At 64.8% G+C, this 23,482-nt stretch carries 21 protein-coding genes; 3 read left to right on the top strand and 18 right to left on the bottom strand.

The window, feature by feature from the left end; all coding sequences use genetic code 11:
* Positions 1-65: 65 nt before the first annotated feature.
* A complete protein-coding gene (locus SS05631_RS22700) occupies positions 66-323 on the bottom strand; it encodes a hypothetical protein (RefSeq protein ID WP_037419682.1) in 258 nt (85 codons plus the stop codon).
* A 147-nt stretch (positions 324-470) separates the two neighbouring features.
* On the opposite strand from SS05631_RS22700, the gene SS05631_RS22695 reads away from it, so the two are divergent.
* Positions 471-1,571 (top strand): AI-2E family transporter, encoded by a 1,101-nt coding sequence (locus tag SS05631_RS22695; RefSeq protein WP_037419675.1) that lies wholly within the window; start codon positions 471-473, stop codon positions 1,569-1,571.
* Positions 1,572-1,576: 5 nt separating this feature from the next.
* On the opposite strand, the gene SS05631_RS22690 is transcribed toward SS05631_RS22695, so the two are convergent.
* Positions 1,577-2,362 (bottom strand): endonuclease/exonuclease/phosphatase family protein, encoded by a 786-nt coding sequence (locus SS05631_RS22690; RefSeq protein ID WP_037419757.1) that lies wholly within the window; start codon positions 2,360-2,362, stop codon positions 1,577-1,579.
* Between the two features lie 139 nt (positions 2,363-2,501).
* On the opposite strand from SS05631_RS22690, the gene SS05631_RS22685 reads away from it, so the two are divergent.
* Positions 2,502-3,440 (top strand): lysylphosphatidylglycerol synthase domain-containing protein, encoded by a 939-nt coding sequence (locus tag SS05631_RS22685; protein ID WP_037419674.1) that lies wholly within the window; start codon positions 2,502-2,504, stop codon positions 3,438-3,440.
* Here the strand turns inward: SS05631_RS22685 and SS05631_RS22680 are convergent.
* A complete protein-coding gene (locus tag SS05631_RS22680; RefSeq protein ID WP_037419672.1) occupies positions 3,338-4,957 on the bottom strand; it encodes a phospholipase D-like domain-containing protein in 1,620 nt (539 codons plus the stop codon). The two genes, SS05631_RS22685 and SS05631_RS22680, sit on opposite strands and share 103 nt — an antisense overlap.
* An 86-nt stretch (positions 4,958-5,043) precedes the next feature.
* Here SS05631_RS22680 and SS05631_RS22675 point away from each other — a divergent pair, with 86 nt between their 5' ends.
* Positions 5,044-7,659: a malto-oligosyltrehalose synthase gene (locus SS05631_RS22675; protein WP_037419669.1), complete on the top strand. Its 2,616-nt coding sequence runs from the start codon at positions 5,044-5,046 to the stop codon at positions 7,657-7,659.
* A gap of 15 nt (positions 7,660-7,674) precedes the next feature.
* Here SS05631_RS22675 and SS05631_RS22670 read toward each other — a convergent pair whose 3' ends face one another.
* The 15 genes from SS05631_RS22670 to SS05631_RS22600 form a co-directional block, all read right to left on the bottom strand.
* A complete protein-coding gene (locus SS05631_RS22670; RefSeq protein ID WP_095678068.1) occupies positions 7,675-8,463 on the bottom strand; it encodes a carbon-nitrogen hydrolase family protein in 789 nt (262 codons plus the stop codon).
* Between the two features lie 65 nt (positions 8,464-8,528).
* Positions 8,529-9,716: an MFS transporter gene (locus SS05631_RS22665; protein ID WP_037419667.1), complete on the bottom strand. Its 1,188-nt coding sequence runs from the start codon at positions 9,714-9,716 to the stop codon at positions 8,529-8,531.
* A gap of 255 nt (positions 9,717-9,971) precedes the next feature.
* Positions 9,972-10,409, bottom strand: coding sequence for an RpiB/LacA/LacB family sugar-phosphate isomerase (locus SS05631_RS22660; protein ID WP_037419665.1), 438 nt, complete (start codon positions 10,407-10,409; stop codon positions 9,972-9,974).
* Positions 10,410-10,447: 38 nt separating this feature from the next.
* Entirely contained in the window at positions 10,448-11,215 is a 768-nt protein-coding gene (locus SS05631_RS22655) for a triose-phosphate isomerase (protein ID WP_037419662.1), read from the bottom strand.
* Entirely contained in the window at positions 11,212-11,997 is a 786-nt protein-coding gene (locus tag SS05631_RS22650; RefSeq protein WP_037419755.1) for a DeoR/GlpR family DNA-binding transcription regulator, read from the bottom strand. The genes SS05631_RS22655 and SS05631_RS22650 overlap by 4 nt, the downstream gene beginning before the upstream one ends.
* Positions 11,998-12,092: 95 nt before the next feature.
* Entirely contained in the window at positions 12,093-13,037 is a 945-nt protein-coding gene (locus tag SS05631_RS22645) for a TIM barrel protein (protein WP_037419659.1), read from the bottom strand.
* Positions 13,038-13,051: 14 nt separating this feature from the next.
* The gene (locus tag SS05631_RS22640) at positions 13,052-13,897 is read right to left on the bottom strand and encodes a TIGR01459 family HAD-type hydrolase (protein WP_037419656.1); all 846 of its coding nucleotides are present in this window, start codon (positions 13,895-13,897) and stop codon (positions 13,052-13,054) included.
* Complete coding sequence (locus tag SS05631_RS22635; RefSeq protein WP_037419653.1) at positions 13,894-15,177, bottom strand: FGGY-family carbohydrate kinase; 1,284 nt, start codon at positions 15,175-15,177, stop codon at positions 13,894-13,896. Before SS05631_RS22635 ends, SS05631_RS22640 begins: the two co-directional genes overlap by 4 nt.
* Entirely contained in the window at positions 15,174-16,229 is a 1,056-nt protein-coding gene (locus SS05631_RS22630; protein ID WP_037419650.1) for a class II aldolase/adducin family protein, read from the bottom strand. The genes SS05631_RS22635 and SS05631_RS22630 overlap by 4 nt, the downstream gene beginning before the upstream one ends.
* Positions 16,230-16,243: 14 nt before the next feature.
* Positions 16,244-17,755 (bottom strand): glycerol-3-phosphate dehydrogenase, encoded by a 1,512-nt coding sequence (locus SS05631_RS22625; protein ID WP_037419647.1) that lies wholly within the window; start codon positions 17,753-17,755, stop codon positions 16,244-16,246.
* Positions 17,756-17,765: 10 nt separating this feature from the next.
* Entirely contained in the window at positions 17,766-18,803 is a 1,038-nt protein-coding gene (locus tag SS05631_RS22620) for a 2-hydroxyacid dehydrogenase (protein WP_037419643.1), read from the bottom strand.
* Entirely contained in the window at positions 18,800-20,377 is a 1,578-nt protein-coding gene (locus SS05631_RS22615) for an FGGY-family carbohydrate kinase (RefSeq protein WP_037419640.1), read from the bottom strand. The genes SS05631_RS22620 and SS05631_RS22615 overlap by 4 nt, the downstream gene beginning before the upstream one ends.
* Positions 20,377-21,501 carry an ABC transporter ATP-binding protein gene (locus SS05631_RS22610; RefSeq protein ID WP_037419638.1) on the bottom strand — a complete coding sequence of 375 codons (1,125 nt, stop codon included), beginning with the start codon at positions 21,499-21,501 and terminating at the stop codon, positions 20,377-20,379. The genes SS05631_RS22615 and SS05631_RS22610 overlap by 1 nt, the downstream gene beginning before the upstream one ends.
* A complete protein-coding gene (locus SS05631_RS22605; protein ID WP_037419635.1) occupies positions 21,498-22,616 on the bottom strand; it encodes an ABC transporter ATP-binding protein in 1,119 nt (372 codons plus the stop codon). Before SS05631_RS22605 ends, SS05631_RS22610 begins: the two co-directional genes overlap by 4 nt.
* A 6-nt stretch (positions 22,617-22,622) precedes the next feature.
* Entirely contained in the window at positions 22,623-23,480 is an 858-nt protein-coding gene (locus SS05631_RS22600) for a carbohydrate ABC transporter permease (protein WP_037419632.1), read from the bottom strand.
* Positions 23,481-23,482: the final 2 nt, after the last annotated feature.

Below are 23,482 nucleotides of genomic sequence, written 5' to 3'. Positions count from 1 at the left end.
GTGCGCACGGTCATGTGCAGTGTCCGACGAAGGAATGCCGCGAATATCAATCCCTCCTCAGCACATCAGAGCTCGTCGTCCGTCACCTTCGGCGGAACGCGGCCCGTATGATGGACCGGATTGTCCTTTCCGGCTGCTTCGGTCGGCTTCTCGCGCCGCTCCGACGTTCCGCTCCTTGCCGGCGGTTCGTCGGCCTCCTCGCCGGCTGGGCGAGCCTGATCCGGCAAGGGCTTCGGATCCATATTCATCTCCTTCGGATCGGGCTTCCAGGTAGGAGACGGCATGGGTTGATTCTTGAGGGCTTCGTCCTTGGGATTGCTCATCGTCACGATCCTTTTCCAGCTCCAAGGATCGAACCCTCGGCTCGTCCGAAGGTTCCTTGACGTGGCCGGGCGTATCGGAGGTGGAACCTATCTTTTGACAAGTCTGTTCGGGTGGCGCCAGATTGTTCGCAAAGGAGCGATTTTCACGTGGCGAGGAACGTTTCGGCCGAGGCAGAACAGGAAGCTCCAGATCGATTGCTGACCGCGCGACGTTCGCGGTCATTGGTGATCCTGATCGCAATCGCAGCTGGAATCGTCGTTTGCTACCTGCTGGCCGTGCCTTTTCTGCCGGCGCTGACCTGGGCGCTGGTCCTCGCGATCATGTTCCACCCGCTCCACCGCCGGATCTCAAAGGACCTCCGCTACCCGGAAATCGCCGCTGCGGCGACGGTGGCGATTGCCGCCTTCATCGTCGCCGTGCCGCTCATGCTGATTGCCGAGCGGCTGGTCAACGAGGCAGCCAAGGGCGCCCAGATCATCGCGGAAGGGCTGAGGACGGGAAGCTGGCGCGACGCCATTGCCAGCTATCCGCGTATCGGGCTGGTTCTGCTGTGGATCGAGACCCAGCTCGACCTCGCTGGGCTTGCAGGCAACGCCGCGACCTTGCTCACCAATTTCAGCGCAATCCTGGTCCGCCGATCGGTGGTGCAGATTATCGACCTCGTGCTAACCTTCTATTTCCTGTTCTATTTCCTGCGCGACGGCCGCGAAGCCCTGGCCATGCTCAAGAACTTCTCTCCGCTGACATCCCCAGAGATGAACAGGCTGTTCCTGCGCGTCAGCGAAACGGTGCACGCGATCGTCTTCGGGACCTTCGCTGTCGCGCTGGTGCAGGGCACCTTGGGCGGCCTGATGTTCTGGCTGCTTGGTCTGCCGTCGCCGCTCCTCTGGGGTCTTGCAATGGGCCTGCTGGCGATGGTGCCGGTTCTCGGCGCCTTCATCATCTGGATTCCGGCCGCTCTGTCGCTTGCGCTGACCGGCGAATGGGGCAAGGCGCTGATCCTGACTGTCTGGGGCGCCGGCGTGGTGGCAACCGTCGACAACCTGCTCTATCCGATGTTCGTCGGGGAACGGCTGAAGCTGCACACCGTCGTGGCATTCATGAGCATGATCGGCGGCGTCATCGTCTTCGGACCGGCAGGGCTGGTGATCGGACCGGTGACTTTCACGGTGACTTTGCTGCTGCTCGATACATGGCGTGCCCACAACCGGGAAAGCGACAGTTCATCGCCGCCTCCCCCACTCTAGATCCGTCACCGGCGTTGCGTCCCTTCCAGGCGATCGTCCGCCTCGGTCAGGCACCCTTTAGCAGTCGGCTCGATGTCTAATTCGACCAGGATCGGCAGATGATCGGAAGCAACCCGCGCAAGGACGCTGCTATGCACCTTGCAATCGCGGACACTTATCCCGTCGCCGACGAAGACATGGTCGATCCGCAGCAGCGGCAAGCGGGAGGGAAAGGTCGGGCGCGGCTTGGCATTCGATTGGACCTGTACGTCCTTGAGATGTGTCGCCAGCAGCCTGTAAGCGGCCGAGCGGGCGATGGCGTTGAGGTCGCCCGCAAGGATCACACGCGCGTCTCCCTGCCCTATGCCGCCGAGCCAGCCGGGACCGAGCAAAGCCGTCGCCTGGCGGACCCGCTCCGAACCGCGCAGCCCGAGATGGGTGACGATGACTTGAAGCTTGGCATGAGCGAGATCGATCTCCACCCAGAGCGCTCCGCGCGGCTCCCCGGTCGACGGCAGCACATCCGCCTTCACGAGCCGCATCGGCAGCGCCGTCAGCACCGCGTCGCCGTACCGCTCGTCCTTCAGGTGCAGAGCCGGATGAAAATGCGCGGCCATGTTGAGGTGGGTGGCGATCATATGCGCCTGGTCTGTGCCGCCGCTGCGGGCACGTCCGACGTCCACCTCCTGCAGGGCGATGATGTCGGGCCGGCATTCGCCGATCACCGCGGCTATGCGCGCCGGGTCGAGCCTTCGGTCGGTCCCGAAGCAGGCATGGACATTGTAGGTGAGGAAGCGAAGCGGTCGAGGCATGGTGCTTTTTCGGGCAGAGATCAAAGTGCTGCAGCGACCTTTGCGCGTTCGATAGGGCGGCGCGTCGCTGCAGGTCCTGCGTTCGGGAACACACGGGACCTGCATTTCGTTCCGGTGGACGCGCAAAGGAACGAGGCCGATGCCGAAGAAAATCATTGCCAGACTATTCATATTCGCCGCTATCGGCGTCGCCGCCTGGCTGATCTACCGAACGCTTCGTCAATACACGTTCGAGGAGATCGTCGGCTCCATCCTGCAGATCCCATTTGCACATCTGCTGGCGGGGATCGGCTTCGTCGTCCTCTCCTATCTCTGCCTAACGCTGTTCGACACGCTCGCGGTGCGCTATGTCGGCCACAAGCTTCCCTATCGTCAGGTGGCGCTTGCCTCCTTCACCAGCCTGTCGATCGGCCACAATGTCGGCGTGGCGGCCTTGAGCAGCGGCGCGGTCCGGTATCGGTTCTATTCGCGCTGGGGATTGAGTGTCGAGCAGATCGCCAAAATCATCCTCTTCTGCGGCGTCACCGTCGGCGTCGGCCTCCTGACCCTTGCCGGCCTTTGTTGTCTGATCATGCCGGAGAGCGCCGCGCCGATCATCGGCCTGTCGGAAGGCGGCGCCCGTCTTCTCGGCATCACCTGCCTTGCCGCCTCGGCTGGCTATATCGTGCTCGCCGGGTTCTTGCGCGGTTCGCTTCGCCTATTCCGATGGTCGTTCGAAATGCCGCCGCTGCGGATCGCCGCCGGCCAGGTCCTGGTCGGCACGGCCAACTTCCTCTGCGTCAGCGCCTGCCTGCATCAATTGGTGTTGGCGTTCGGAACTCCTGGCTTCTTCGAAACCGCGACGGCCTATGTCGGCGCCAACCTGACCGCTCTCGTCAGCCACGTTCCGGGCGGCATCGGTGTGCTCGAGGCAACGATCGCCTTCCTGCTCGGGCAGTCGGCGAGCATCGGCGCCCTCATCGCCTTCAGGGCGATCTATTTCTTCCTGCCGCTGCCGCTCGGCTTGATTTCGCTGTCGATCGCGGAAGTCCGCCGCTGGGATAATGCGAGAAGCCTGGATAGCAAGGCGAAAAGCTGACCGATCCATCGCCGCAGCAGAGCGCCTGTGCGGCGGAAGGGCCTGAACGGCCGGCGCGGATCGACGATGTCGGTTGCCCAGACCAGCGCGGTCGCGCCGTGGCCTTCGATCCCGTCGAAGGTCCGCAGACTACGCCGGCGCGTGTTCAACCGATCGACGACGGCGACGAGGGAGCCCGTTTCCTGCAGCATGCTCTCGATCTTCGCCGGCTCGACGTCCAGATGCTCCGCCAGAAGCGCGTTGCGAAAGCCTGCGATCGCGGCACTTTGCTCCTCGTTCGCCGCCTCCACCGCAACGTCGCACTCGGTATCGAACCCTTCCGAACGGTGGTTGAAATTCGACGACCCGACCCGAAGAAACCGCTCGTCGATAGCGACCACCTTGGAATGGATGATCACCTCCTGTTCGGAGCCGTCCGCCGCAGGGACGACGGGATAGGCGACCCGCAGCCTGCCGTAGCGATTCGTCCGCTTCAGCCGCCGGATAAGGCGGTCGCGATTGCCCCCCATCACCACCCTTTCGAGAAACCCGTGCGAACTGCGCGTCGTGATGACCACGATCTCGGGTCCGTCGGGCTCCTGCAGCCGCTCGCACAGAACCTTGCCGATCCGATGCGAGGCGAAATACTGGTTCTCGATATAGATGTGGCGCCGGGCGCTGCGCAAAGCGTCGAGGGTGAGCCGCAGCGCTTCCTGCCGCCCACGCCTCTTGCCGAAGCCCGGCTCGGTGCGGGCGATCCCGATCCGGCAATTGGTCAGGAGAGGTTCGATGCCGGGCGGCCAGGCGACCGCCGACGAGCCTGGAGCGCCGATACCTTCGCCGACCGAAGACTTCCAGCGGGAGCGGCAGAGATCGCCGATCGCCCGGCTCGCCTCGCCCTCCAGCACCACCTGGATGTCATGGACCGGATCATAAGGATTTCCGTCCGGATCGCGGCGCAGGTCATTCTCGGCCAGGTGGTCCGGCGTGTCCCAGCGCCGGGCGGTCAGATCGATGCCGCCGACGAAAGCGATCCGGTCGTCGATGGAGACGAGTTTCTGGTGATGAGAACCGCGCAACGCGTGGTGGCTGGCGAAACGGAGCTCGACCTGCGGATGGGAAGCCCATTGCTGGCCGCGAAACAGTCGCAACGACTTTCCCGAATAGATCGGCCCCATCGCCCAGATCAAAATGCGGATCCTGAGATTCGGCTTTTGCGCGACCAGCGCCTCGAGCTTGGTGCCGAGCGCCTTTGCGTCCGGATCGTCCGGCCGCAGCTTGATGCGCGGATCGAAATCCCATCCGGTGATCCAGACCTGCTCTTCGGCCTGCTCGAGCACCCGATCGAGGCAGGCATAATAGGCCGCCCCGTCCACGAGGAAGGACACCCGCTCGGCCGGCGCGCTGCGCCAGATATTCTCGGCTTCCTTGATGATCGGTCGGCGTGCCCGGCGCAATCGGCTGGGCGGGGTGCCAGTGAAAACGGTCTTCCAGGCCAAGCTTCTTTTCCCGTGGGTGGCGACTGCAAAAAAATCCATTTCAACCGAGATTGTTCCCGCTACGCCGGCGGAACAAAGCTCGGCCGCAGCGTGTTGTGCCCGCATAGATGTCAAACCGACCTGCCATGCCCCTGCCCAAAGCGACTTACCGACTGCAATTTCGAAACGGGATGGACTTCGAAAAAGCCGCGGAGTTGATCCCGCATCTCGTCGATCTCGGCATTTCACACCTTTATGCCTCGCCAATTTTTTCCGCGGTCGGCGGCTCGACGCATGGCTATGACATAGTCGACTTCAACGAGATCGACCCAGCCTTGGGCGGTATCGACGGGTTACGCCGGCTCGTCGGAGAACTGAGAGCGCATGGACTCGGGATCATCCTCGATATCGTGCCGAACCACATGGCCGCGCATCTCGAGAACCGTTGGTGGCACAGCGTCGTCGAATGGGGACAGGCGAGTGCGTTCGCCGGCCATTTCGACATCGACTGGCGTGCGCCGCTCACACTTCCGTTTCTTGGCCGGCAGTTCGAAGAGGAACTGGCGGACGGCAGCATACGGCTGACATTCGATCATGACCGAAACTGCCTGGCCTTTGCCTATTACGACGCCCTCTACCCTCTCAACCCCGCCTCCTACCCGGCGGCCCTTGAAGGTTGCAACCTCGCTCTCGACAGGCTGATCGGCGTCGCCAAGAAAGCGGAAGCGAACAATGCCCTAGGCTTTCACTCCGAAGTGGCTTCTCTCCTAAAGACGCCCCCTGTTGCCGCCGCTCTCGACGCGCATCTTCAGCGGGTCTCCGCCGACAAGCCGTTGCTGCAGCGACTTCACGACATGCAAAGCTGGCGGCTGATGAGCTGGAAAGCGGCGCGGGACCACCTCAGCTATCGGAGGTTCTTCGAGATCGCCGGCCTCGTCGGCCTTCGCGTCGAAGATCCAGCGGTCTTCGAGGCCACCCACAGGCTTGTCCTCGGCCTTGTCGAGGAAGGATTGGTCGACGGACTGCGCGTCGATCACATTGACGGCCTTGCCGATCCGGAGGTTTATCTTCACAGGCTGCGGGAACGCGCCGGCGAGCACACCTATATCATCGTCGAGAAAATACTCGAGGCGAACGAGGTGCTGCCGGAGGAATGGCCGGTCGATGGCACCACGGGCTACGAGTTCATCTCGACACTTGCCGATCTGCTCTCCGACGAATCTTCCGGGCTTTGGAGAGAAGATCACCGATCCGCGACGGAGAGGGCCGTTACCGAAAGCAAGCTGCAGGTGCTGAGCCACAATTTCAACGCTGAAGTCCGACGGCTCGCCGCATTGGCGGGGCGCGCGCGGGGCTATGACAACGCACCGGACGGAAGCGAGCAAATCGCCGAGGCCATTCGCCATCTGATCGCAGCAATGCCGGTTTACCGCACCTATCTCAGCGACCGTGGCGCAAGCGAGCACGATCGGCGGATGCTCGACGGGATCGAGTCCCGGTCACGCGCTGCCGCACCGGAGGTCGGCGCCGAGATCGCGACGATCACGGCTTGCCTGAGGTCGAACGATGCCGAAACGGATCGACAGGCGGCGACCGAATTGCGGGCGCGCTTTCAGCAATTGAGCGGCGCGGTCATGGCCAAGGCGGTCGAAGATACGTTTTTCTACCGCCGCGGCGACTATCTCGCCGCCAATGAGGTGGGTGCTGCGCCCTCCTGGGCGCCGTGTGGCGTCCCCCGGTTCCACGAGGGGATGCGGGAACGGGGAAGCAGAAGCCCGGCCGGCCTGTCGACAACCGCGACCCACGACACGAAACGGGGCGAGGACGCCCGCGCCCGCCTCTACGTGATCAGCGAGGCACTGGAGCTCTGGGCGGCGGCAGTCCACCGCTGGCGCGACATGAACCGGGCTGGCCTCCAGCCTGGCGCCTTTGCCCCGGAAACCTCCGTCGAGCAGTTTCTCTATCACAGCCTGCTCGGCGCCTGGCCGATCAAACCCCACGCTGACGAGAAGGATCTGCTTTCCCTGCGCGAGCGTATGGAAGACTTCGCCGTGAAGGCGCTGCGCGAGGCGAAGCTCCGGACAAGCTGGGATGCCCCGGACGAGCCCTATGAAGCGGCGGTCACCGGATTTCTTCGCGGCATCCTCGACTGGCAGAATCGAGCCTTTCTCGACGACTTCGAGAATACGACCGCGCCCTTCATCCGCGCCGGCCTGATCAACAGCCTCTCGCAAACGCTGGTGAAACTCACCGCGCCGGGCATTCCGGACATCTATCAGGGCAGCGAGCGCCTCGACCTCTCGCTGGTGGATCCGGACAACCGCCGCGGCTTCTCACCGCGGCCCTCGCTGCGCGACCTGCGGCGTCAGCCGACAGCCGGCGACTTCGAAGACTGCAAACAGTGGCTGATCAGGCTCTGCCTGAACCATCGCCAAGGCCGAGGCGCGGCGCTGCTGGCGAGCGGCGAATACCTCCCCTTGGATATCCAAGGCCCTGCCTCCCGACACGCCGCCGCATTCATGCGCCGCAGGGAGGATCAGCTTTCGGTCACCCTCGTCCCACGGCTCGTCTTCAGGCATCTTGGAGAGGGGCTGTCCGTTCGTTCCGACCTTTGGCGTGACACCTACCTGTTGTGGCCGGAGGAGTGCGAACCGAGGCGATTGCGAAACCTCGCAACGGGCGCGACCGTCGACTCGCAGCGACGCATTGTGATCTCGGAGGTTTTCCACGGCTTCCCGGTCGCGTTCCTTGTTCCGGAATGACCCGGGTGCTGCTCCTCAACGGACCCGCCGGAACCAGTCCTCTGTTTGCAAAACTCTGATCCGGTCCAGATCAAAATCCGCGAACACGAGTTCCGGCTGCGGTCCGCCCATGGAGAGGATCCTCCCCAGAGCATCGACCGCAAAGGACCGCCCGTCGTCCTTCGGCGCCGGATAGTTCGCTACCGCCACGCCGAGGACAGATTGAAACGCCAGTGCCCGCACGCCTGCGATCCGGACGTCCCCGACCGCGGGATCATCAACCAAGGGACAGCTGTTCGGAACGAGAATGACTTCGGCGCCGTCCCGCACGAGGTCTGACGTGACGTCGGGAAATTCTCGGTCCATGCAGATCATGATGCCGATCGTGACCTCGCCCGCCTCAGTCCTGAGCCGCGCCACGCTGGAAGTCTCGCCGGCGGCGCAGGCTTCTTCCGGAGCGTCGAAGAAGCAGACGTGCCGCTTGCGCTGGTGGAGGACAACCTCGCCTCGACTGTCGATCAGGACTGCGGCATTGAAAGGCTTGGGGCTGCCGCCCTCGAGAAAGGTCGCCACCATCGCCAGTCCGTGCCTGCGCGCCGCCTCCCGAAAGCCTTTCACAAAGGCGCCGTCGATCGGCACCGCCGCATCGATCCAGGCCTGCCGGGCGACCGGATCTTCAGGATCGAAGCGGCTGTAACCGTTCGAAAACATCTCCGGGAAGACGATGATGTCGGCGCCTTCTGCGGCTGCCGACGCTGCGATCGCGTCGACATCCGCATCGTTCATTACCTGCGCCATTGCCGCGCGAAAGGACCTACCAGCCACGCAATACTCCCAAGGACCTTTGAAACTTAGGGGGCATCTAGGAATTGCTCCGGCGGAGTCAATGTTCACACCCCTATGCTGCGCCGGGAGGCCAGAACGAAGAGCGCGCTGGCGAGCGTTGCGGCGGCGCAATAACTGATGGCGCCGAGCGGTCCAAAGCCGTCGACGAAGAGGCCGCCTAGAACCGCGCCGCCGGCAATCGCCAACTGGAACGTGGCGACGATCAGTCCGCCGGTGCTTTCCGCTTGGTCCGGTGCCGCCCGGACCATCCATGTCTGGACCGCAACCGGCAGGGCTCCGAAGGCGAAGCCCCAGAGGGTGACGGCGCCCGCCGAAACAAGATCGTTCGCACCGAAGGCCACCAGCGCCAGCGCCGTCGCGGCGATGAGAAGCGTGCCGAGACTGACGGCGGCCGTGATGCTGCGCTCGATGACGAAGCCGCCGGCCAGATTGCCGAAGAAGCCGCCGACGCCGTAGGCGAGCAGGGTCAGCGAGATCGCTTCGATGCCAAAGGCGGGTATCTTTTCCAAGAACGGCCGGACATAGGTGAAGCCGGCGAAATGACCCGAGACAAAGAGCAGCACGGTGATGATGCCGATGCTGATGCTCGGGCGGCGTACTAGATCGAACAGCAGCCTGATGCTCGGCACCGATTGCGGCGGCAGGCGCGGCACGCTTGTCATCTGCACCGCGAGCGTGACGACGCCGAGCACGGCAGCCACCAGGAAAGTGACGCGCCAGCCCCAAAGATCGCCAATATAGGCGCCGACGGGCGCTGCCCAGACGGTCGCGAGCGAGACGCCGGTGAAGATGATCAACATGGCGCGCGGCACGAGACGCGTCGGAACGAGGCGCAGCGCAATCGCCGCCATCATCGACCAGAAGCCGCCGAGCCCGATCCCGAGGATGACGCGGGCTGCAAGCAGCATGGTGAGGTTGGTGGCCATGGCGGCGAGCAAGCTGGAGAGGATCAGAGCAAGGGTAAAACCCCAGAGCACAAGCCGGCGGTCAAATCCGCGGGTGACGATCGCGATCGTCGGCGCAGCGATGGCGCCGACCACGGCGGTCGCCGTGACCGCCTGCCCTGCGGTACCGTCGCTGATAGCGAGATCGGCCGCCATCGGAGTCAGCACGCTTGCGGGAAGGAACTCCGCGGTGACGAGGCCGAACACGCCGAGCGCTAGCGAGATGACGCCGGCCCAGGCCGGCTCGCTGCGTTCTTCGATCTCAGTGGCCACAAGGGGAGCATGCATGCTTTGTCATCAAAGCAATCTTTAACGATCCGAGTTCTCTTAGATAAGCCGTGAGGGTATGATTCGGAGGCGGCTTTCAGCCGCGCCTTCAAGCGCGTCATCGGCGCTCCGCCGAGCCACTACCGGGCGCCGAGGAGCCCGGGATGGGTATTCGCAGTGAAAAGTAAGTCCGCAACGAAGACACCCGGCATTGCTGCCGGGCGTCAACGCCGCACTTCCCGAGGGAGGATCACGGGGCGATGCGGAAACGGAGCTTTATTTGCCTGCATCCAGACGATCGATCGCCTGGACATTGCCGGCCGACGGACCTTGCGGATCGAACTCGGATGCGAGCCAGGTATCGACGATCGATTTCGCCAATTCCGGACCGATGACCCGCGCGCCCATGGTGATGATCTGGGCGTTGTTGGATTTCGCCGCTCGCTCGGCCGAATAGGTGTCGTGGGTGAGCGCCGCGCGGATGCCGGGCACCTTGTTGGCCGAGATGCAGACGCCGATGCCGGTGCCGCAGATCAAGATGCCGCGATCGTTCTCGCCGGCCGTGATCGTCTTTGCCAGATGCTCCGACAGTTCGGCGTAAAAGCCTGCCTGGCTCAGATCCTTGACCTCGACGTCGCTCCGGCCGGCGAGATGCGCGGCAATGACATCGAGCAACGGTTTGCCTGCACTATCTGCACCGATTGCGATTCTCATGGGGCTTCCTTTCCGCACTTGTTCCAAACCTTGGCCGGTCAGATCGCACCGGCGACGCGCTTCAGAATGTCGAGATAGCCGCCGACCTCCCAAGCGGAGCGGCCGATGAAGAGGCCGTCGATATGGGGTTGGGCGATCAGCTCCTCGCAGTTTTGGGGATTGACGCTGCCGCCGTAGAGCACCGGCACCGCGACGCCGAGCGCCGCCGCGGCCACCTCGGCAATCCGCCGGTGGCGGGCGTCGGCATAGTCGGCGGTCGCCGGTATGCCGTTGACGCCGATCGCCCAGACGGGCTCGTAGGCGAGCAGGACCGGCTCCCTTCTGGCGTCGCCTTCGAGAAGCGCGAACGCCCCTTCCACCTGGCGCTGCAAAACGGCATCGGCCTCGCCCGCCTCCCGTTCGGTAAGCGTTTCGCCGATGCAGATCAGCGGGACAAGACCATGCCTGACGGCCGCTGCCGTCTTCAGCCCGACGGTGCGATCGGTCTCGCCGAAATGTTGGCGGCGTTCGCTGTGGCCGAGCTCGACGAGATCGAGCCCGCAATCCTTCAGCATCAAGGGAGAAATCTCCCCGGTCCAGGCGCCGGCGTCGTCCCAATGCATGTTCTGGGCGCCGACCTGGACGCTCGTCTCCCTCAGCCTGTCCTTCACCTCGCGGGCCGCCGTAAACGGCGGCATGACGAAGCGCTGGATGCGCTGGTCGCGCTCCGCATCGGCAGCCGCCAGGCCTTCGGCGAAGGCCGTCGCCTGCGACAGCGTCTTGTTCATCTTCCAGCTGGTGCCGACCCAGACCCGCGCCTTGCTCATGCCTGCTCCGCTATTTTCTGGTCGCTGACAGCGATGAGCTTGACGCCGGCCTCGCCGAGCGTGGCGGCATGATCCTTCGAAACCTCGCTGCCGGTCAAAACCGCATCGAAAACGTAGAGCCCGGTCAGGAAATGCAGGGCGGAGCGGCCGAACTTGCCGTGATCGACGAGCAGGTATTTGCGCGCCGCCGATTTCACCATCTGCCGCTTTGTCTGCACGACCTCCTGGTCCTGGTGGAACGCCGTGGCGCCCTCAATTGCCGAACTTGACAGGAAGGCGACGTCGGCTCTGAGCGATCGCAGCGCTTCCTCCGTGACGATGCCGAAGAAGCCGTTGAATTTCTTGCTATACTGGCCACCGAGCGCGATCAGGTTGATGCCCGGTGCGCCCGATAGCTCGGCAATGACGCCGAGATTGTTGGTGATGACGGTGAGCGGGCGGATGTCCTTGAGGCAGGCGGCAATCGCACCGGCAGTGGAACTGTCGTCGATGATGATGCTCTGGCCGGGTTCGATCAAAGTCGCGGCATGTTCGGCAATCCGCCGCTTCTCCGCCGTGGCGATCTTCTCGCGGTAGCGGAAGTCGCTCTCGAATTGCGAGCTCGACTGGATCGACGCGCCGCCATGGACCTTGCGCAAGAGGCCGGCCTGCTCCAGGTCGTCGAGATCGCGATGCACGGTCATCTTGCTGACGCCGAAGCGAATGGAAAGGTCCTCGACGGTGGCCGTGCCCGCCTCCATTAGGACGTCCATGACCGCCTGTCGCCTGTCTTCCGGTTTCACTGCCATCATCCTCTCGGCGCGCGGTCTTTCGCTACGCATCTCAACAGAGAGATAACATGATTATGTGATTTTGCAACGTGGTTTGCGGTATTTTGTTATATTGATGTGTGATATTTCTCATCGTTCAGCCCAGTATCGATATGAGGCTCCCAGTATTCCACGGACTCCCGGATCATTTGGACCACCTGGTGATCGGCCGGCTCGCGCTCGCGGAACGACAGTTCGAGGCAGATCTCGTTGTCCGTTCCCCCACCCCTCCTCACCGCATCGAGCAGGCGCTCGGGCGTAATGCGGCCATTCTTGTTGTAAGCGGCGGTAAAGGGCCAATGGCCTCCCTTGTTCATCGACGACTGCTTGACGTGAATGATCGGCGATCGCCGCGGAAAGGCTTCCGCCCAGGCGTAGGGATCGATGTCGGCCGGGTTGTCGGACGCCACGTCGCCATGGTCGATATCGACCATCATCTTCAACGGGATGGGCAACTCGGCCCGGGCGAGGCGACCGTCCAGTTCCCGGCACGCCGCGATCGTGTGGCCAAATTCGCGGCCGACCGACATCGGCTCCCAGAAGAGATAGGAGAGCCCCGCCGCCTTGGCGTGCTCCGCCACTTCGCGCCAGCAGTCGATGGCGATCGCCATCAGCTCCTCGCGCCGCACCGGGTCGTCATAGTCCTTCAGCGTGAAGATCGCGAATTGCGTGCCGATGGCGGAGGCGCCGAGTTCCGCCGAGATATCGGCGAAGGTCTTGAACCAATCAACATAATAGCGGCGCACATCCGGGTCGGGATGGCCGAAATGGTTGAGCCGCCCATAGGGTCCGGTCATGCCGGAGGTGATCTTCACGCCGGTGCGGGCAAGCGCCGCCCGGAACTGCCGGGTCACCTTGCTGATGGTCGCCGCCGGCCAGCTCGGATTGACGAATTCGTGGGTGAGTTGCACGTGGCCGATCCGGATCCTCTCGGCGATCGCGTCGATCAGATCGTCCGGCTCGGCAAAGCGGTTGACCAGGGGATTGGTGTTGAGCGACAGGGTGAAGGCCATGGCCGGGCTCCTGGCTACCAGAGAAATTTCGGCAGGAGGAAATCGGGCATGGCGCCGTGTGCCGCGAACAGCCCGTGGCGCCCCTCCTCCGACTGCCGTTCGAGGATGCCGGTCGTGACCAGCACAGAGCCGAGCCCGGCGTTTGCCGCGCCGGCAATGTCATGCTCGACGCTGTCGCCGACCGCGCAGACCCGCGCCGGATCGGGCTTGCCGAGGAAATCGAGCGCGAAATCGTAGATGTCGCGGAACGGCTTGCCGATCCAGCGCACCCTGCCGCCGAGTTCCTCATAGAGCTCGGCAATGCGTCCGGCGCCGAAGGCATGCCCCGTCCGCGTCAGCATCACCTTATCCGGATTGGTGCAGAGGCAGGGGACACCGCGCTGCGCCGCGGGCCGAAGCAGATCCTCGTAAAAGCCAAGCGGATGGGCGTCGCCCTCGCTTGCCGCGAGCAGCACGATGTCGGCCTCCTCGCCGCTCTCCGTCCGAAGGAGATCCAGGCCATTCAGCGGCGACAGATCGCCGTCGCGGCTGATCAGCAGGCATTTGCGCATCCCTCCCGCTGCGGCTGCCTCTTCCCGCTTCAGGAGCTGCCAGGCAACTTCGCCGGAGGTCAGGAACCAGTCCCAGCTGCCCGGCTCGAAGCCGAGCGCTGCCAACCGGCGGTCGTTTTCCGCCGAGCGCTTGCCGGAATTCGAAAGGATGATGATGCGTTTGCCGGCCTGCCTGAGGCGGACAAGCGCCTCGGCGGCACCCGGATATGGCCCGCGCCCGTCTCTTAAGACGCCGAACTGGTCGATGAGGAAGGCATCATAGGCCTCGGCGATCGCCGAGAGGCCGGGGATTGTGCGGGCGGCACTCATAGCACCCCCGCTTGTTTTGCACCGGACAGTGCCAACCGCGCCGTGCCGGCCGCCGCTTCCTCGGAGCGCGGCGGCAGAAACGGCACGCGGAGTTTGCGGGCGCGGATGGCCGTCCAGGCCCTGTTGCCGGCGCCGCCACCGACGCTGCGGACCGTCCGAAGCGGTGGGCTGCCGAGTGAGGCGAGCCGCTGATAGGCGAGGCTCTCGACGGCCGCGATCCCCTCTAAGATCGCCTTCAGGAACTCCGCGTCATCTGCCGGACGCGGCGTCATGCGCGGCATCAGCGCGGGATCGGCGATCGGAAAGCGTTCGCCGGGCCTCGTCAACGGATAGAAATCGAGACCCGTCGCGGTTGCCGGATCGATCTCCGCCGAAAGTTCGCCGATCCGCTCGGCGCTGAAATGCGCGGCAAGCACTGCACCGCCGGTGTTGGAGGCACCGCCGGCAAGCCACATGTCGCCGATCCGGTGGCTGTAGAGCCCGAATTCCGGAGCGAACAGCGGCCGATCCGACAGCATCTTCACCGTCAGGGTCGTGCCCAGCGCGCTGACCCCATCGCCCGGCCCGTCGGCGCCGGTGGCGAGGAACGAGGCGCAGCCGTCCGTCGTGCCGGCGACGACGACCGTATCGCGCGGCAGGCCGAAGGCGTCCGCCGCCGCCGGTGAAATCGTCGCGATGGGCGCTCCGGCCGGCTGGACGTCCGGCAGCAGCTCGACCCGCGCACCGGTCCGCGCCAACCAGTCCGGCCAGCACCGTTGGACGGGATCGTAGCCGGTCTTCAGCGCGTTGTTCTCGTCGGTGACGTCGTAGAGGCCGGTCAAATGCCCTGCGAGCCAGTCGGCCTGGTGGACCACGCGGAAGACACCGGGATACAATTGAAACGCCAGCAGCCTGGCGAGACCGGAGGTCGCGCCGTGCGCGGCGCTTTCCAGCGGCGCATGTGCGGCGATGCGGTCGACAATGGCCGGGTCGCCGACCGGATCATTGTACATCAGCGGCGCCGCAAGCGGCTCTCCGTCGGCCGCAACCGGCAACATCGTCCCGGACGTGCCGTCGATGCTGATTGCACGCACGCGCACCGGATCGATTGCCGCAAGCGCCTCCAGAAGTGCGGCCTGTACCGCCTTCCACCAGCCGATCGGATCGCGATGGTCCTCGGAAAAGGCGCCGAGCTTGGCGGCGCCCGAGGAGGCGACGTTCCCGGCTTCGTCCATTGCCACGGCGCGGGCACCGGACGTGCCCATATCGATGCCGAGGACGAGCCCGTCTCCACCGCTCATTGCAGCACCTGCCCGGCGCGGTTCAGCTGCTGACGGTATTTTTCCGCATCCCAGCCGAGAAGCTCGGCATTCTCGGCATCCGTCAGGTAGCGCAGCCGCGCGCTCGCCGGAATGCGCGCCGCCACGTCGGAAAGGCAGCGGGCCATCGCAAGCGCCCCGGCGGTTATATCCTTGAGGACCAGCACCCCCTTGCCCGGAAAAAGGAGAACCGGCGGCAAAGGCTCTCGCGCTTCAAGAAAGCGCGCCTCGATCGCAAGAGCCGTATCCTCCGGCGCGGCGATCACCGAACCCTTGCCGAGAAAGATCACATGGTCGGGATAGAGGCTGCCGCCGGCGGCGATCCTGCAGCTTTCGAGATCAGTTGCGGCGTCATGCAGTCTTTCTTCCTCCGGAAGACGATAGGCGCTGTTGACGGCGAGGCGCGACAGCGCCGACAGGTCCGCGGGCGGAGCCTGGCGCACGAGGCCGGCAAACCGCTCGGAGACGTCGACGAGGAGAAGCGCCGCATCTTCGATCGTATCGCCGGCGACCGCCAGCCCGTGATTGCCGAACACCAGCACGGCCGTATCGGCATCGATCCGTTCGCCGATCGCTCTGGCGAGCGGCAGGCCGGGGCGGGCATAGGGAACGAAGGCATGGGGAATGCCGGCAAGCCTTTCGGCCGCGATGGCCGCCGCATTGGTCTGCACGGCGGCTGCGATCGTCGCCACGCAATGCACATGGATGACCACCTTCTGCGGCATCAGCGCGTGCACCGTGGTTTCGATCGACGGCCGGAGGCCGGATGGGTTGAGCTCCTCGATGACGAAGTCCTGGGCCCTCTCCGCCGCCGGATCGTCGCGCTCCAATGCGTCGATCAGCGGATCGAGCGCGACCGGCACCATGATATCGCGCGCCCGAGCCTCGGCGAGCCAAAGTCCTGAAGCCTTGATCCAGAGGGTATTGCCCTCCTTGATCGAGGTATTGCCGCCGGCGCCCTGGACGAGCTCCGGATCGGCGCCGATCCGCGCCGACAGATCTAGAAGCGCTTCGAATTCGGAGCTTCGCAACATCGCCTGCCCCTTTCTCATGCGGCCGCCTGCTGACCCTTGAGCCAGCCGCCGAAGGCCCGCTTCTCGGCTTCGCTCATATGCAGGCCATGCTTGGTGCGACGCTCGAGCAGATCCTCCGCCGTCCGTGCCCATTCGGTTTCGATCAGGAAGCGGGCTTCGCGTTCGCGGAAGAGCCGGCTGAAGCCGGTGCCGAGCTCGTCGAGCGACGTTGCCCCGTCGATCAGCGCGTGGGTCCGCGTGCCGTAAAGCCTGGCATAATGCTTCAAGAGATCGGCCGGCAGCCAGCGATAGCAGGCGCGCAGCTCTCCAAGGAATTGGTCGAAATCCGCATTCGCCATATCGCCGCCCGGCAGGTGGGCACCCGCGGTCCAGGCCGGACCAATTTTCGGAAAGAAAGATTTCAACCGCTCCAGTGCATGTTCGGAAAGCTTGCGGAAGGTGGTGATCTTGCCGCCGAAGACGGAAAGCAGCGGCGCCTCGCCGTTCGCCGCATCCAACTCGAAAATATAGTCGCGCGTCACCGCCGAAGGATTCTCGGCATTGTCGTCATAGAGCGGCCGGACCCCGGAGAAGCTCTGGATGATGTCTGCCTCGCTGAGCTGTTGCTTGAAATAGCGGTTCACCGATTTCATCAGATAGGCGATCTCGTCGGCATCGGCGGCAACGTCCTCCGGCCGTCCCTCGTAGGGAATGTCGGTGGTACCGATCAGCGCCAGATCGTTCTGATAGGGATTGATGAAGATGACCCGTTTGTCGGGATTCTGGACGAGATAGGCCTGCCTCCCCTCCCAGAACTTCGGCACAACGATATGGCTGCCCTTGACGAGCCGGACGCTGCGGCGGGAGCTGAGCCCGGCGACCCGGCCGATCGTGTCGTTGACCCAGGGGCCGGCGGTGTTGACGACGCAGCGCGCCCGCGCCTCCGTCCTCGCACCGGTCCCGGCATCAGTCATCTCGACCTGCCAGAGCTCGCCGCGGCGGCGGATGCTCGTGCAGGCGGTGCGGGTGAGGACTCGGGCGCCTCGCTGCTCCGCATCAAGGGCGCTCAGGACGACCAGCCGGGCGTCGTCCACCCAACAGTCGGAATATTCGAACGCCTTGCGATAGGACGTTTTGATCGGCGCGCCTTCCGGCGCCGTCCTGAGGTCGAGCGTCCGCGTGCCCGGCAGGCGCTCGCGGCCGCCGAGATGGTCGTAGAGAAACAGGCCGAGGCGGACAAGCCAAGCCGGTCGGTCGGCGGGGTTGTGCGGCAGCACGAAGCGCATCGGCCAGATGATGTGCGGCGCCGATCGGAGCAGCACCTCGCGCTCGATCAGTGCCTCGCGGACCAGCCGGAACTCGTAATATTCGAGATAGCGCAAGCCCCCATGAATGAGCTTTCCGGACCGCGAACTCGTGCCCTGGGCAAGATCGTCCTTCTCGCAGAGCAGCACGGAAAGGCCGCGGCCGGCTGCATCGCGGGCAATGCCCGCGCCGTTGATGCCGCCGCCGATGACGAATAGGTCGTATGTCCCGGGCTCGCTCATCGCCCTCCCCTCAGCACGGATTGACCGGCGGCAGGCCGGCGATGTAGCGGCGCACCTCCTCCGCCGCCATTTCGGCTGCATAGGTAACGGTCCGGACCGAGGCGCCGGCGATATGGGGCGTCAGAGTCACGTTCGGCAACTTCAAGAGCGGCCAGTCTTCCGGCACCGGCTCGACCGCGAATGTCTCCAGCATGGCGCTCGACAGGTGACCGCTGACGAGGTTTTCGTAAAGCGCCTCATAATCGCAGAGCGGACCGCGCGCGGTGTTCACGAAGATCGCCGCCGGCTTCATCTTCGCGAAGGCCTCCGCATTCATCATGTTTCGCGTTTCGGCAGTGACGCGTGGATGCAGCGTCACCACGTCCGATTGCGCCAGCAGGTCGTCGAGCGAGACGTGCTCGACACCGGCGTTGCGGTCTTCGGCGCTGAGCTGCACATAGGGGTCGTGGACGATCACCTTGGTGCCGAAGGCGCGCAGCAGCCGGACGACCTTGGCACCGATATTGCCGTAGCCGACGACGCCGACGGTCAATTCCGAAAGCTCGCGGCCGGTGCGGTCGGCGCGGTAGAGATCGCCGCGCCATTCGCCCTTGCGCAACGCCTCGTGGCCCACCCGGATCAGCCGCGTCTCGGCGAGAATGGCGCCGATCGTGAACTCCGCGACGGCGCTCGCATTTCGTCCCGGCGTGTTGACGACCCGCACACCGGCATCGCGGGCGGCACTCATGTCGATATTGACCGGCCCGCCGCGGGAGACGGCGACGAGCTTCAGGTTCGGCAGTTCGGACAACATCGCCCGCGACAAGGGCGCAAGCTGCGTCACCAGGATTTCGGCGTCGCCGACGCAGCGGATGATCTCGGCGGGCTTGCCGAGATATTCCTTGAGCCCGTCCATCCCCTCGACCGCATAGCCATGCTCCATCGGCACATCCGGCCAGGGCTGTTCAAGGATGCGGATCTCATGTCCGTCGCCGCAGGCCGCGACGATCTTGTCGCGGAACACCTCCGGCAGCATGAACCGGTCGCCGATGATGGCAATCTTCTTCATTTCGGTTTGTCCTGTTGATCTCCCGAGCCGGCCGCGTGGGAGAGCGCGTGCCAGACGGGCCTGAGTGCGAGGCGCGATTGCTGGTAGGCGGGGAAAAGCGCGTCATAGCGCCGGACCAGTTCCTCGTCGGCCGGCTCGGCAGTGCGCAGTTGCGGCCGCACCCAATCGCCAGCGCAATCGGCCATCGAGGGGTAGATGCCGAGCGAAACGGCAGCGATCATCGCGGCGCCCGCGGCGCCCGCCTCCTCGCGTTCGCTGGTCTGGATGCTGGCGCCGAGCGCACCGCCGAGGATGCGGCGCAAAGAGGCGCTGCGCGCCGCCCCGCCGGTCAGCCGAATGCGCTCCGGCAGCGGCCCCATTTCGGCATAACAGTCGCGGGCGGCAAGGGCGAGGCCGTCGAAGACGGCCCGGACCATGTCGCCGAAACCATGGGTGCTCGACAGGCCGACGAAGGAGGCACGCGCCGCAGCGTCGACGAAGGGACCGCGCTCGCCGGCTTCGGAAATATAGGGCTCGAAGAGCAGCGGCGTGCCCCTCGCCTCCTCAAGCCAGCCATCCACATGGGCGAGCAACTCGCCCTTCGATTTCTCGACCCCCATCCCCTTTAGGACGCCGCCGGCGATCGAAAGGATCCAGTCGATGTTGAGCGTCGCCGCCATGTTCGACTGCATCTGCGTATAGGTGTTCGGGATCGGCATGCACATGGTGTAGCCGGTCAGGTCGCGGTTGAGCCGAACGTCGTCGGCGCTCTTCGCCAGCCGCATGTGCATGCCGGTCGAGCCGATGATCGAACACCCTGCATCGGTTCCCGGATCATAAAGCCCTGCCCCGAGCGCCGTGCAGACCACGTCGACATAGCCGAGCACCACGGGCGTCCCGACCGGAAGGCCGGTGGCCGAGGCGGCAGCCTTAGAGAGCGGATGATGCGACGCCGCCCCGTCAACGATTTCCGGCAGCAGATGCGTAAGCCTCTCGAGACCGAGGAAGGAAATCACCGCGTCGCAATATTGCCGGGTACGGAAGTCCCCGTAGGTGAAGTTCGCCTCCGATGGATCGGTGGCGCGCCTTTCCGTGAGGTTGAAATAGAGCCAATCCTTGCAATGGAAGGCCGTGGCGGCTCCCTCCAGCATCTCCGGCGCGTTTTCCAGCATCCAGCGCAGTTGCGGCCCCTGCTGGCAGGCGGCAAGTCCCGAACCGGTATGCGCGAAACGCTCGACATCGCCGCTGTCGCCGCGCAGCCGCTCGACCGTTTCGCTGGCCCGCGCATCGAGCCAGAGCCAGCCCTTGCCGACCGGCTCGCCGTCGCTGTCGATCAACCACGTGCCGTCTCCCTGACCGGTCACCGCGATCGCGGCAACGCGGCCAGGGAGGTTCTCGATCCTGGCCGAGAGCTCGACCAGGGTTTTCACGGTGTCCGCCCAAGTGCGGCGCAGGTCCTGCACGCTGCCGGTTCGCTCCACCGCCTCGTAGCTGTTCGGAACGGCCGCCATGGCGAGCTGCCGGCCGCCGAGGTCAAAGGCGACCGACTTGATGACCGACGTCCCCGCATCGATGCCGATCAGGATGTCGCGCATCAGGCGAGCTCCTCCCCATGCGAGATCGCCGCGCCGCTCTCGACGTCGAAGACATGCAGGCTCGCCGGCTCGAGGCGAATGCCGATCGGCTGGCCCACCTCGAGCCTTGCCCGATCGTGCTCCACCAGCACCAGCGTCCCGCCGGCCAAATCCGCGGCGATATGCGTCTGGTCGCCGAGCCACTGGTTGACGGCGACGCGGCCGGTGACGCCGTCGGCGCTGCGTTTCACCGCATAGGGCCTGACGCCGAGAATCACCCGCTGGCGCTTTCTCAGCGCATCGCGCACCGCATGCGAGAAATCGGAGGCGGCATATTCCAGCCGGATGCCGTCCTTGAGGCCGAAGGCCAGGCGGCTTTCGGAGGCGGTGACGCTCGCCTCGAAGACGTTCATCGGCGGCTCGCCGACGAAGGTGCCGGTAAAGAGATTGGCCGGCCGCTCCTTGATCCGCTGCGGCGTGTCGAACTGCTGCAGCACGCCGCCCTCCATGACGGCGATGCGGTCGGCAAGTGCATTTGCTTCGGTCTGGTCGTGGGTGACGAGAATGGCGGTCAGCCCGCGTTCCTTGATGTAGTGCTTGATGCGGCCGCGCAGCACGGCGCGCAATTGCGGCTCGAGCTGCCCCATCGGCTCGTCGAGCAGATGCAGGCTGGCGTCGCGGATCAGCGCCCGGCCGAGCGAGGCGCGCTGCTGCTGGCCGCCGGAGATCGAGCTTGGATAGCGGCCGAGTATGTCCTCGATCTCGAGCAGCCTGGCGATGCTGGCCACCTTCTCGTCGACGGTGCTCTGCGACAGCTTCGAGGCCTTGAGCGCGAAGGCAATGTTCTCCCGCACCGTCAGCGGCGGATAAAGCGAATAGCCTTCGAAGGCCATGGCCACGTTGCGGCGAACCGGCGGGAATGTCTGGATTTCGCGGCCGCCAAGCGAGATCTTGCCGCGAGACACCGCCTCGAAGCCGGCGATCATCCTGAGCGTCGAGGTCTTGCCGCAACCAGACGAGCCAAGGAGCGCGATGATCTCGCCCTTCCTGACATCCATGCTGAGTTTCTTCACGGCATGGACGCCGTAGTCGATCGGCCCGTAGAACTTGTCGACATCCTTCAGCAGGAGCGCAATGTCGGTCATGCCGCTTCTCCATTCCGCTTGGAGGCAGGCTCCGACGGCCGCATCAGCCGGCCGCTGCCTTTGTCGAACAGCAGGGTCGTCCGGCTGTTGACCGCAAGGTGCGCCGGCCCGGCCTGCGGGCCTGGTGTGCCCGCCGGGCGAGAAACGAGGATTTCCCGGCGGCGCGCCGTTAGCGTCAGGGTGACGGTTTTCTCGTTGAGCGGCGTTTCGGCCTCGACCGTGACGGGGATTGCCCCGGGCGCGGACGCCGCGGTGAAGGTGATGTTTTCCGGCCGGATGCCGAGAACGCAGGCCTTCCCGACGATTTCGGGCCCGAACCCCGGCAGCCTAAGGCGAACGCCGGACAGTTCGGCAAAGGCGCCGTCCGGCCCGCGCTGCGGCACGACGTCGAGCAGGTTGATCGTCGGGTCGCCGAACAGCCGGGCGATCTCGAGTTCCGCTGGCGTGTCGTAGATGTCGGCCGGCGTGCCGATCTGGCGAAGCTGTCCCTCGAACATTACGGCGATCCGGTCGCCGAGCGCCATCGCCTCCTTATAGTCCTGGGTAACGTAGACGACGGTCGCACCCTGGGCGGCGAGAAGACGCGGCAGTTCCAGGCGCATCTCGAAGCGAAGCTTGGCATCGACGTTGCGAAGCGGATCATCGAGGAGGAGCAGCGGCGGGGAGCCGACAAGCGCCCGGGCAAGCGCCGTGCGCTGCTTCTGCCCGTTGGAAAGCGCCTTCGGATGATGGCTGAGCACGTGGTCGATCTTCAGGAGCTTCGCCACCTTCTCGACCCCGGCGGCGATCGCCTCCTTCGGGAATCTTCGCGCGGTGAGCGCGCTGGCGATATTGTCGAAGGCGCTCATATGCGGGAACAGGGCGAAATTCTGGAAGGCCATGCCGACGCCGCGATGCTCCGCATCGACGTCCGTCATATCCTCGCCGCCGATCAGCACGCGGCCCTCGTCCGGGTCGATAACGCCGGCAATCAGCCTCAGGAGGACCGTTTTGCCGGCGCCGGACGGGCCGAAGAGCACCAGCCGCTCGCCGTCGGCAACCTCGAGCGACAGATCGTCGAGGACGGTCTGGCTCTTGTAGCGCTTGACGATATTCTTCAATTCAAGTGTCGTCATTAGCGATTATCCCTTCACCGCGCCGAGCGACAGGCCTTCGACGAGGTAGCGCTGGGCGTAGAGTGCGAGAGCGAGCGTCGGCGTGATTGACAGCACGATCGCCGCGGCGATCTGGCCGTATTGGATGCCTGAGGCCGTGACGAAGGCAAGCGCGCCGACCGTCACCGGCTGCTTGTCGGCCGAGGCCAGCACCAGCGCGAAGACGAAATTGTTCCAGGCGAAGATGAAGGCGAGCAGGCCAGCGGCGGCGATCCCGGGCCCCGCCAGCGGCAAGGCGATCTTGCGGAAGGTCGAGAACCAGGAATGGCCGGCAATGCGATAGGCATATTCGACATCGGCCGAGATGTCTTCGAAATAGCCGCGCACGATCCAGAGGATGAGCGGCAGGCAGATGAGCTGATAGACCCAGATCAGACCGAAATAGGTGTTCGAGAGGCCAAGCCACTGGAAATATTGCGTCAGCGGCAGCAGCACCAGCAGGGGCGGCGCGAAACGGAAGGAGAGCAGCGTGAAGGCGATATCCTCCGAACCCCTGAACTTGTGCCGCGCGAAGGCGTAGGCGGCGGGGACGCCGAGGGCGAGCGCCACGGCGACGGATACGACCGACAAGAACACCGAGTTCCCAAGATTGCGCATGAAGGCGATGTCGAGCGTGCCGGCGGCGGTCTGCAGCTTTCCGGTGATCAGCGCCGCATAGTTGTCCAATGTCGGCGTGAAGACCACCGATGGCGGTATCCTGAGGATCGTCTCGTTTGTCTGGAAGGACATCAGGAAAATCCAGACGATCGGGAACATGAAGAAGACGACGACCAGCGTCAGGGCAACGCCGCGCAGCAGCCGTTCGAGCGGAGACATGGCTTCCATCT

It is taken from the genome of Sinorhizobium sp. CCBAU 05631, assembly GCF_002288505.1.
GTDB classification, from domain to species: Bacteria; Pseudomonadota; Alphaproteobacteria; order Rhizobiales; family Rhizobiaceae; genus Sinorhizobium; species Sinorhizobium fredii_C.
This window is presented reverse-complemented; position numbering and strand designations above follow the sequence as displayed.